The 12,178-nt window shown below is 34.9% G+C and carries 6 protein-coding genes and 1 other annotated feature; all 6 genes read right to left on the reverse strand.

The genetic code is table 11. The features are described from left to right. Positions 1–4,577, reverse strand: a 4,577-nt coding sequence (locus B2S90_RS00955) for a beta-N-acetylglucosaminidase domain-containing protein (RefSeq protein WP_286696398.1), incomplete at its 3' end; no start/stop codon positions are given. Positions 4,578–4,794: 217 nt separating this feature from the next. Continuing rightward, entirely contained in the window at positions 4,795–5,619 is an 825-nt protein-coding gene (locus B2S90_RS00960) for a PRD domain-containing protein (RefSeq protein WP_270469422.1), read from the reverse strand. Between the two features lie 11 nt (positions 5,620–5,630). Continuing rightward, entirely contained in the window at positions 5,631–7,067 is a 1,437-nt protein-coding gene (gene nagE, locus B2S90_RS00965) for an N-acetylglucosamine-specific PTS transporter subunit IIBC (RefSeq protein WP_286696399.1), read from the reverse strand. Positions 7,068–7,314: 247 nt separating this feature from the next. After that, positions 7,315–8,472 (reverse strand): MFS transporter, encoded by a 1,158-nt coding sequence (locus tag B2S90_RS00970; RefSeq protein WP_278861545.1) that lies wholly within the window; start codon positions 8,470–8,472, stop codon positions 7,315–7,317. Positions 8,473–8,999: 527 nt separating this feature from the next. Then, positions 9,000–10,706 (reverse strand): carbon starvation CstA family protein, encoded by a 1,707-nt coding sequence (locus B2S90_RS00975; RefSeq protein WP_055290064.1) that lies wholly within the window; start codon positions 10,704–10,706, stop codon positions 9,000–9,002. A 73-nt stretch (positions 10,707–10,779) separates the two neighbouring features. After that, positions 10,780–11,014: a binding site (T-box leader), on the reverse strand. Positions 11,015–11,161: 147 nt separating this feature from the next. Beyond that, positions 11,162–12,076 (reverse strand): hypothetical protein, encoded by a 915-nt coding sequence (locus tag B2S90_RS00980; protein ID WP_100054713.1) that lies wholly within the window; start codon positions 12,074–12,076, stop codon positions 11,162–11,164. Between the last annotated feature and the right edge of the window lie 102 nt (positions 12,077–12,178).

A 12,178-nucleotide genomic window follows, 5' to 3' on the forward strand; every position in this document is an offset into this window, starting at 1 on the left:
ACAGTTGCATCTTCTTTATTCAAGATATCTTCTGCGTTCTTTAAAGCATCCTGGAAAGGCTTAACTGTTGAAGTTAAGTAAAGTGAAGTATCAAGAGTCTTCAAATTATTAGAATCGATATAGTCTCTTAATGTCTTCTTGCTGATAGAAGCCTTAGTAACAAGAGCAGCTTTCGCATTACGTAATGCTTCTAACATTTCATTGACTTCTTCAACAGATGCATCCTTGTTCTTAGCAAGTTTTTCAGCATCTGCTTTTACTTTCATAAGAGCGTTATAGCTTTCTTCAGTATAGTCATCCTTTGAAAGCTTTTCTAATGCCTTGATTTCTGCTTCTAATGCTTTGACATCACCACGAGCCACTAATGCATCATAAGAGGCTTTAAGGTGAGCTTTTGCTTCTTCTAATGCATCCTTTTCACCCATCTGCGTGTTATAAACATTAAGTGCAGCCACTCTAGCAGTCTTATATGCTTCATAAGTTGCAGTCGTGTATTTATCTTCTTCTACTTTTAATGAATCGATATAATCCTTAAGATCCTTAGCACATTCGCTCTTGAATTCATCATCAGTTAAGCTGATGATTTCAGAAATTGTAGGAATACTATTTTCTTCCCATTCAAACTTTAACTTATAAACATTACCGCGAGGTACATAGAATTCATTAAGTGACTTTCTTAAAGTACCTAACTGAATCCATTCCTTATCTTCTTCAGGAACGTTACGTGTAGTCACTTCTTTATCAATGAGTGCATATACCTTAGCATTACTGATTTCACCCTTCTGGATAATGTTGAATTTCTTCACATTTAATCTATCAGAAAGAGTATAAGTTAAGTAACCTGCTTTATTTGAACCAGGCTTATAAGAAGTTAATAGGTCACCATCAATCATATACTGAGGCTTGTAACCTTTTGCTTCTGTTACATTAGATTCAAATGTAGGGTCATTGTCTTCTGGTGCATATTCACCATCATTGATCATGATTTCGTTGAATACAACAGCTCTATTGTTGTTAGATGCAGTAAATAAGATTCTTAAGTAACGAGCTGGTACATGATCTGCAGTACCTGATACATAAACCTTATTTGGATATGTACTAGATGCTCTGTATCCTGCATCAGAATCGATACACTGAACACCTGCATCACCAATGTTTTCAACACCATCACCAATTGTCACAACATCTGTCCAGTTTTCTAAATCACTAGAAACACTAATCACAGCATCTCTGATATAGTTCACTGCACTATCCTGACAATACATGGCAATCTTATCAATATTTCTCATCTGACCTAAGTCATAGATAATATACTGACCCTTCTGTGGAAGGTCACCAAATTCAGTTGTAGAATCAATGTTGCCATCAAATGCAGCCCCATTGTTTCTAGAATCTTCTATAACACCCCAAGAAGGGTCAACAGTCATAGTTGTCTTATATAAGTATGGTGCTCTGACTTCTGTAGAATGTACCACAAACTTATTAACAGTTAACTTCACATCAGAACTCTTCTTATTGATCAAACGTACATAACGTGCATCTGGAAGATTGTTATTTAAATCAGTGACTTCTACCCAGTCATGTGCATTCACTGAAGCTTCTAATACAACATCACCTGTATAATCAAGCTCTAACTGTTTTAGATCTTTAACACGTGCTAACTTTACACCTACATACTGTTTAGGTGCTAAAGTCATTTCTTTTGTATACACTAAATCAGTACGATCTAATGTACTCTTAGAATGTAACTTATAGTCAGTATTTGTATAAACAGCCTTGTCATCATATTCATTCACTACATCAGTATGGTTGAATGTCTTTACCTTCCACCAATAACCTGCTGTATCACTCTGAAGATGTAATTCAAGGTTTCTTACACGAATAGCCTTAGCAGTCAAATCCTGGTCTTCAACATTTAAATGAACAGTGGCATCACCAGCATATTCTTTTAATGTCTTCCAGTTAGTACCATCAACACTGTATTCTAATGCATATCTAGTGATCTTATCAGTACCACTATCCTGTACGAAGTTGATCGTACCTAGCTTCTTAGGATTATTGAATGTAAGAGTCACTGCAGCATCTACTGGAATATAGTCCTTGATTTCTCCTGCTTTATATGGAGATTCTGCAAAATGCGCATATGTAGATTCATTATCATCTAATAAGTTATCTAATGAACCACCTTTTACACCAATCTTAGTCATAGATAATGTACCCTTATCAGTGCTTGTAGAAGGAGTAGTCGTTGGGTTAACTAAGATATCTCTTACACCTAACCAAGTGTTACTCTTATCTTCAGTTGCAATCATACGGATACCCTTAACACCCTTAAGGTTAAGGTCTGTTAATTCTACATTGTTTGGTAAGTCATATTCTGTATCATTGACATCAGTCCAGTTCTTACCATCAGTTGTATACTGTACTTTCGCTTTTAAGAATGTATCTCTAGGGTTAGAGTTCGCACCCATTCTAAAGATTACATGGTTTACATCAATAGCCTTAGAATACTTGATACCTACATAAGTACCTGTAGAAATAGTATTAGGGCTCTTGTAAACTAATTCTGTAGAAGCATTACCATCAAAGATGTTATCTTCCTTACCATCTGGAGTATCTTCACGGTTAGTAATATATTTCGCAATCTGTTTATCTGGATTAACGATTGTAGATGCAATTTCAGATAAGTATGAATCAAGTGATTTAATGAATGGTACGATATGCTGTACACCTACTTCAGCATATTCTAAATGATCTACATAGTGGAAACCATAAGACTTGCTCTTTTCAAAAGCAGCCTGTGCTGTTGAATAATAATCCCAGATAGTTGCATTGTCTTCTTCATTCTGTGCAGCTTTAATACCTTTAATATAGTTTAATGCAGCATTTGTTGTATCATCCCAGCAGTTTAACCAGTAAACAATCTGAGACTTGATTCTTTCATTACCGCTTTCACGATAAGTCTTAGATGCATTCTGTAATACTGTGAATTCGTTGATGAGGTCATCAAATTCTTCATCAGTGATCTTTTCACCTTTAGTTACTTTAGTCTTGAATGCATTGAGTTTTTCTTTTAATTCAACAGATTCTTCTAAGCGAGTCACTCTGCTATCCATGTTCTGGTTGATCATATGCTTAGATAATTCTCTTAAAGCAGTTGAAGCTGCTGTTTCTTCATAACCATTATGATCCACATATTTGAATGAAGCATTATAGCACTTATTCGCTTCTTCTTCAGTCTGCCAGATATTCCATGAATAACATGCATTACCGAATATTGCAACCTTACTTGGTTCAGACTGCTGCATTGGATTTAATACAATACCCTGTATCTTAGAAGGATCAACACCTGGATGAAGGAATGTTGTATAACCACCCATGATTAGATGCTTCTTAGAGTTATCAGTACATGGCCAGTTGATCCACATATAAGGACCACGACCTGCAGTATTAGTGAATGAAGAAGTAAAGTTATTAGTTACTTCACCCCATACACGTCCACCAGTCATGATAATCTGTACGTTTTCAGGGAAGTCACGATAGTAAGACTGACCCCATCCCATATATTCCTGAGTACAGAATGGTAATGTGAGCTTTAAGCCAGGGTAGGAAGGCTGTAATTCTTTAAGCCAGTTAGACATATCTGTCAATGTTCTTGTATAATTAGCGCCACCTACGTTGCCAGCATCGTCTGCAAGAATCGCAATCTGACGAACACCAGCATCAATAACCTGTTTAAACTTAGCCTGCATAACCTTTAAGTCAGCCTGATAGTTTTCTTCAGAGTTATAACGAATAGCGTTATTCATATAAGGATGTAAGGCAAATACGAAACGGCATTTAGATTTGTTTCCAGCCTCAGCAAGTGGTTTGATCTTTGTTTCAATTTCCTGATCAGTATAAAGTTCACGCCACTTAGCGTTATGCTTTGGATCATCTTTAGGAGCATAGAAATATGAGTTAAGCTTATAATAGCCACCCCATTCCATCAATTTACAACGATCTTCTGTTGACCATGGATTACCATAATAACCTTCAATAAATCCACGGCTTGCAACATCCGCATAGTCTTCGATAGAGAAGTTTCTAATTGTTTTCCCCTCTATCTGCTTAAAAATGTGATATAAGCTTGTAAGGCCATAAAAAGCAGCATCTGTATCTTTTCCTAAGATAGAAATAGTGCCCTTATCTGACTTTAAAGCATATGAATCAAGCTTATCAAATAAGCCTGAATTAGAATAAGAACCAAAATGCTGATCTACATATTGGTTAGAATTCTTAATACCAACAAGAATGTTTGTCTTTCCCGCTTTCTTTTCGCTAGAAACACTTGCACTCATGCCTTTTAATGCAAGAACTTCATTAAGTCTTGCTTTTGTATCAGCATCAATACCATCTTCATAGACAACATTGACCTGACTAGTCATTTCATAATCCCCATTTGAATAGCTCATTGTATGAGGATTAGGATAGACTTCATACCCTGTATCTGCCTGTACAGTCATTGGAAAAGCAGATACACAGCCTAATGCAACAAGAAAACTTACTGCATAAGTAATGACTTTCTTTCCTTTCATCATGTTCTCCTTTCTTTTATATTTTTTCTCATTTTATGCTCCTTGAAAATTGTAAAATGAGTATTCAACATGGATTTTTACAAAAAATAAAGACCAAATAAAGTATGACAAAAAAGGTGTCATAATCTTTATTTGGTCTTGCCTGCTTAGAGTAACAATCCACATTTACTTGAATAGTATAGCAGTATATTTTTTATATTACAAGCGTTTTCATCAATTATTGCATGATACGTTTAATATGGATGCATAAGAATGTCTGCTCATCCGGTGATACATCATATTTATATTTATCTTTAATATGTTTCACAATACGGTTAATGCACATGGATAATCTTAGATTCTCTTTTAAGAGTTCTCTGATATCCTCTGTTGTGTCTTTTAGGTTGATTTCCTCTCCTGTGAAGATACGTTCAGCTAAGTATTTGAGATGAGTAGAAAGTCTTGCATAGCTTAAAGACTGAGGAGAAATAGTCACCTTCATACTATTTTCAATAATACCGATAATATCAGTCACAAAGCTTAGTATCTTAGTCGCATTATGGGTATTATTGTCCATTGAGAAGTTCACTAAGTGTAGTGCTATATAGTTGGCTTCTTCTAGATCCAATGTAATACCTGTTTTCTTCTTAATATAGCTTAATGCCCATAAGCCAATTTCATATTCATCTTTATAAAGAACACTGACATCTCCAAGTACGACATAAGGCAGTTTGATATTTTCCATCTTGCGTTTTAATGCGAATGAGATATGATCAGTCATTGTTAGGAATATTTCTCCATAATAACGTGAACGAAGCTTCTTAATCGCACGTGAGACAATCTGATTGGTAATTTCATAACAGACTGGAGAGATATTATCTTCTCTTTCTAATCTTTTATGTGGATCTTCCTTAAACAGATAAGTCTTCTCAATTTTTTGAGAATCTACGACATCCCCTACTTTCTTCTGAAAACCAATACCTGAACCGGTTAAAATAATGTCACCTAGTTCTGGAGAAATAGCGGCAACACTATTATTATTGAAGATCTTGATTATTCTCATAATATTCCCCTTTACATTAATATATCGTTCATCGCATCTGCTATAAACTGAGCATGTGTACCAACAAGTATCTGCACATAGTGTTCTCCTGCCTCCACCACATGATCAAAGCCTAGACGTGTAATCTCATCTCTATTAATGAGACTTGTATCCTTGACTTCGAGTCTTAAACGTGTAATACATGCGTCTGCAGATAAACAATTACTTCTACCACCAAGTGCTTCTACAAAAGAAATAGCGAGATCATCATAGTCAAATGCGAGACTTGTCTTCACTTCTTTTGTTTCTTCTTTCATTCTTCCTGGTGTCATGAGATTAAAATAAAGAATCATACTTCTAAATACGACATAATAGAGTGCACCACAGATAATTCCTAAAGGAATCAAATGAATAGCCTGATAAGAAAATGGCGCCTTAAAACTTAATATATAATCAATAAGCCCTGCAGAAAAGCTAAATCCTGCCAGCCAATGCATACTTGCTGCAATAAACATCATTATACCAGTCATAATAGCATGAGCGATATAGAGACTTGGTGCTAAGAACATGAAAGAGAATTCCAACGGTTCTGTAATACCTGTCAAAAAAGAAGCAAGTGCTGCAGAGAACATCAATGCACCTATTTTCTTTCTATTTTCTTTATCAGCTGATTGATAAATAGCCAATGCCCCACAAGGTAAGCCAAACATCATAACAGGGAAAAAGCCTGCCTGATACATACCTGTGATTCCTTTGATTCCTCCAGATACTGTGCCCCAGAAACGTCCTATATCATTAATGCCTGCTACATTGAACCAGAATACTGAATTTAATGCATGATGCAGTCCTGTAGGTATAAGGAGTCTATTAAAGAATCCATAGAGACCTGCACTCATTGGTCCTAAATGTGACATCCATGTTCCAAAATGAATAAATGCATCATAAAGTAATGGCCATACATAGATAAATACACCGGCAAAAAGAAGTGTAACAAGACCTGATATAATAGGAATAAATCTCTCACCACTAAAAAATGAAAGAGGTCCTGGCAGTTCAATATGATTAAACTTCTTAAAACAATATGCCACTATAAGTCCTACTATAATACCTATAAAGGCATTACTTGTATCATGAAATGCCAGTGCAACCTTGCTTATATGAAGACCTGATATAAGTGAAATACCTTCAGGTGATAATATTTTAGTAATCATCAGATAGTTGATGACAGCTGCAAGAGAAAGCGCTGTATTTTTCTTATCTGTCATTCCTATAGCAACTGCAATCGCAAATAGTATAGGAAGATTATCAATCACGACACCACCTGATAATATCAAAAAAGCAGCGAACGGATTATTCACTCCCCATCCCAAGGGGTCAATCCAGTAGCCAATACCTTTTAGTAATGCAGCCAGTGGCATAATGGTCACCGGAAGCATCAGAGATTTACCTAATTTCTGTAAAAAGTTCAACTCTATCCCCCTCTTCTGTAGTGTATCTACTATTATTGTACATTTATTCCTCCCATAACTGTAAAAAATCACATTACTTAAAACATTTTGTTTCTTAAGAAGAAATGAAGAAATACAATAATCATAAAAAAGTGTTATATTTTCATAACGTGATAATTATATCATTTTTATACCATTACGTAACCCTTTACGCTCATTTTTTGTATTTAATTAATGTCATATTAAAAAAAGGAAGATTTCTCTTCCTCTAGTCTTTCATGAATTTATACGTATATACGCCAATCAATGCACCAATAAGTGTAACAATCATTGCAAAGATCAGCATACTTGTTAACCCCAATGTATCCTGTAAAACACCACCTAAATAATTTCCTAAGCAGAACCCAAAACCATTAGCCATCATTGTAATAAGTGTCTGTCCTGCCATCTGATCTGCTTCAGACAAGACATCATTACAATAATATGTATAAGTAGCAAAAAGCAATCCATAAGAACATCCCTGGAATACCATACCTATTAATAAGACAAATAGGCTAGGTGCTAATGCAATCAGGAAGTTTCTAAAGATATACATAATGAGACCAAAGACAATAAGCTTCTCAGGTCCAAATCTTTTCTTTAAGCGATAAGTCATCGTCATGAATGGTGTTTCGCTTGCTGCCATAAAGAATATGGCGATACCATAGAATGATGAATCCCCACCTAGCTTCTTAACTATATTAATTAAATAAGTAGATAAAGAAGTAGCACCTGCAATCGCAAATCCAAACCCTAATAGAAAGAAGAAGAACTTCTTATATTTAGTAATCAAGCCAAATGGATTGGCTGGTTTTTCTGTTGACTCATTCTTAATAGTAGAGTGTGGGAGAATCAACAAATTAATGATAAATAGAATACTTGAAATAATAAAGACAATATAAATAACAGATGGTTCTAACCATTCTACTAAGTATCCCATTAAAAAGGCACTTGATGCATAAGAGAATGACCCAAGTCCTCTTGCAAGCCCGAAGTTGATATCTTTACCCATTTTTACATAATCCATTGCGAATTGTGATAAGAATGGAACAACACAAGTAACTAGGAATAATAATGCGATATATAGTACCATGACAACTACTTTAGGTAGTGTCATAAAGTAAAGAGCACTAAATGATGCAAATAGTATAGCATAGATTCCTAAGATAACATTATGTGGTGTGAGTGCTTCATACTTATTTGGTAAGTTAGAGATATTTGCGGAAAGCAAAAGCATCATGATACTTCCCATAGCAGTCACTATCCCTATTTCTGTATTCGTTAATCCCTTATATTGTAAGAAGATGGCTACATAGCCAAAAATCGTACAGTTAGTAATCCAATATAAGAACTGGATACAATTGTATTTCATTTGTAAGCGTTTCATAATTTCCTCCCTCGATAACCTTAGGTATTATATAGTATTTATCAAAAGGGGTACAATTATTTTCTCAATAAGAAAAAAACATGACTCCTAAGAATCATGTCTGAATATTCAAACAAAGTGCCCCGGTTCTAGGAACCAGCATACTCTACATGACTAGTTATAGAACATGCTTCAGGGCAGTTTGCTGTGTCCGCTCTCTAGACACAAATCTATTTTAAAAAACATTTTTTCACTCGTCAATACCATTTTGTAAATTTCTGTCAATATGTAATAGAATTATAGTTATTTATGAATTTAACAATTTAAAAAGTGGCATTTTTCACATTTTCATGAGTAAAAAAAGTTCTATTTTTGTTATTTCCCTAAGTGTATTAATTGTCTCAATATGAAAATACATTATAATTTCATGACATGTGTAAAGATATTTATTTTGTAAATGATTACATATAATTACATGAGATTCAGACTCTCTCTAACATTTTAAATGCATATAAAAAAGCCCCTACAAGTAGGGACTTCAGAAATTATTATTCAGCTTTTGAATTCACTAACTTACCAGTTGAATGGAAAGTAATCATAAGACCAAGAGCAACTAATAATACGGCAACGACTAATTGTAGACCATCTGTCATGATCATGAAACCACCAGTTACGAATAACTTCATGCAGATACCATAAATAGCCTGTACTAATGCAGTCATAGTTACAACAAACATTAAAGCCATTGGTACATATAACATGAAACCTTTTCTTCCAGTAACCTTTAAGAATACAGCAAGTGAAATTAATACCATTGCAGCAAGTAACTGGTTTGCTGAACCGAATAATGGCCAGATGTTAACATATCCGCCTAAGCTTAATAAATAGCCAAAGAAAAGTGAAATAAGTGTAGAGACATATTTATTAGTTAAGACTGATACTAACTGTGATGGTGTTTCTCCTTCTTCTACTTCGAAAAATTCCTGGAAAGACATACGTGAGATTCTAGCAACTGCATCTAATGAAGTTAATGCAAGAGCAGAAACGAACATAGTCATGATACAAAGTCCCCAAGACTGTGGTAAACCAAGCTGTGCTACTAAACCAGTTACACCAGCAGAGAACTTAGTGAAAGGTGTGGCAGTATCAGCTAAAGCCATGTTAGCAAGAGCTGTATCTAAGACACCAGTCTGTTTTAAGTTTGGTAATGAACCAACGATTACGATAACTAATACAGCAAGTAATGATTCTAATAACATTGAACCATAACCAACCTGAAGCATATCTTTTTCATTCTTAACCATCTTAGAAGATGTTTCAGAAGATACAAGAGAATGGAAACCAGATACAGCACCACAAGCGATAGTTACAAATAATGTTGGGAATAAGTAACTTCCTGTAGCTGTTTTAAATCCAGTGAATGCTGGTACAGTAACAGTTGGGTTACTTAAGAATACACCTACAACTGCAGCAGCAATCATACCGATGAATAAGAATGTAGTTAAGTAGTCACGTGGACCTTTTAATAACCACATTGGTGTAACAGATGCAAAGAAAATATAAACAAATACTAAATAAATCCAAGTAGTTTTAGTTGCATATACAGGGAATTTGATACCCACTGCAAGCATTGCAACGATTAAGACAATTCCAAGTACAACCTTTGGCCAACCTTCTAAGTTAACCTTACGTAATAATAAACCAAATGCCATAGCAACAAATACATAAAGAATAGAGATAGAAGCAGCACTGGCATTAGGTGCAAGCTTAGCTCCTTCAGCACTGAAACCATTGAATGTTCCAGCAACCATATCTGCGAATGCAGCAATAACGATTAATGTGAAGACCCAGCAGAATAAGAAGAATAATTTCTTACCAGTTCTACCAATGTATTTTTCGATGATCTGACCCATTGACTTACCTTCAGATTTAACTGAAGCATAAAGTGCACCGAAGTCCTGTACAGCACCAAAGAATACACCACCGATGACTACCCATAAGAATGCAGGTAACCAACCAAATACCATAGCCATAACTGGTCCAGTAACTGGTCCAGCACCAGCGATAGATGAGAACTGATGTGCAAAGACTGACCATTTATTAGTAGGTACAAAGTCTGTGCCATCTTCTTTCGCAACAGCAGGTGTTGTTGCATTAGGATCAATACCCCAAGTTTTTACTAAATAGCGACCATAACATAGATAGGCTACTACTAGGATAAGGGCTGCTAATCCAAGTAAAAGTAAACCATTCATAAATAAATTCCCCCCAGAATTACTTTATACATATAAAACAGATATAAAAAAGGCTTTCGTCTTAGAATGACCTGTCTAAGACGAAAACCTGTGTTTCCGCGGTACCACTTAGATTGTGATTCACATCACCACTTCACATCCCATGAATGCTATTTCTTTAACGCAGAAATTACGGCTTTCTTTACTATTATTTTCAAGAAAACAGCTCACAAGGGATGGTCCCATAATCATTACCTGCATCCTTTCCACCAGCTGGATGCTCTCTATAGGAAGCGGATTAGAAATCGTATCTTGTTCAACGCTCTGTTTCATATGTATGCCTATATAATAGTCCAATATTATTTTTTGTCAACACTTTATTGCGAATAATGTAAATATATTTAATAGTTTTATGTTATTCGTAAATGTAAGCGGTAGTTACATGTCGAAGTATTCTAAATCAGCATAGTAAAGCTTCACCTATATTTGGATTTAATATATTGTTTAATGGCCTCCATATAGTCTTCTTCCCTATCATAATCCTGTGGATCAACATCATACATATCAGATGGATCATAGTATTCTTTCCATTTTACTCTTAAATCATCTAAATAATCACTTTCATGATCATACTGTATAGGATCTATAGAGCTAAATGTGTTAAAGGAATTATGTTTATCCCCCCAGGACTGTTTACTTTCTTCAGTTGGATTTTCTTCTATATCAACCAGATTAGACTCAGATTCACTTAAACGTTCCCTAGACAATTGTTTCTTCGCTTTATTACGATTACTTGTATAAGAAGGGGATTTTGCATCAAGTCTTGCTATATGGCGCTTCCACTTTTTAATAGCTTCGACATAATCATCTTCATACTCATAAGCACCTGGATCTACATCATATTTATCTTCAGGATCATGTTCTTCTTTCCACTCCCTTCTTTCATCAATCGCAAAATCATATTCAAAAGGATAATCAAATGAACTAGGATCAAGTCCTGGAAAATCATCATAGGGATCATATTCTTCTCTTACCTTCTGATACAATGCATCAAGATATTGTTCTTTAGTATCAAAATCTAATGGATTTACATCATATTTATCATAATCCGGTTCAACTTTCTTCCAATCAAGACGATCTAAATACTCTTGAGCTGCTTCTTCATATTTCTCAAAATTCTTATACTTTGAAACATCAACATACCCATCACATATTTCAAATGGATCCACATATTCTTTCCATTCTTCTCTAAGTGCATCCAGATACTCAGCGACAGTTTCATAATCATACTGACTCACATTGAATCTTTGATCAGGGTTATACCTCTCAGCCCACTTATCTTTTCTCATCATATCTCTCACTGCATATAATAGTAATGATCTTTTTCTCATAGTGTCACCTTTACTTCGACTATTCTCTTATCTCATTTTCATTTTTATAAAATTCTGAATAGCATCCATATAGTCTCCTTCATTATCATAATCATGTGGATC

It is taken from the genome of Catenibacterium sp. UBA627 (assembly GCF_002299355.1).
In the GTDB taxonomy this organism is placed as follows: Bacteria; Bacillota_I; Bacilli_A; order Erysipelotrichales; family Coprobacillaceae; genus Catenibacterium; species Catenibacterium mitsuoka.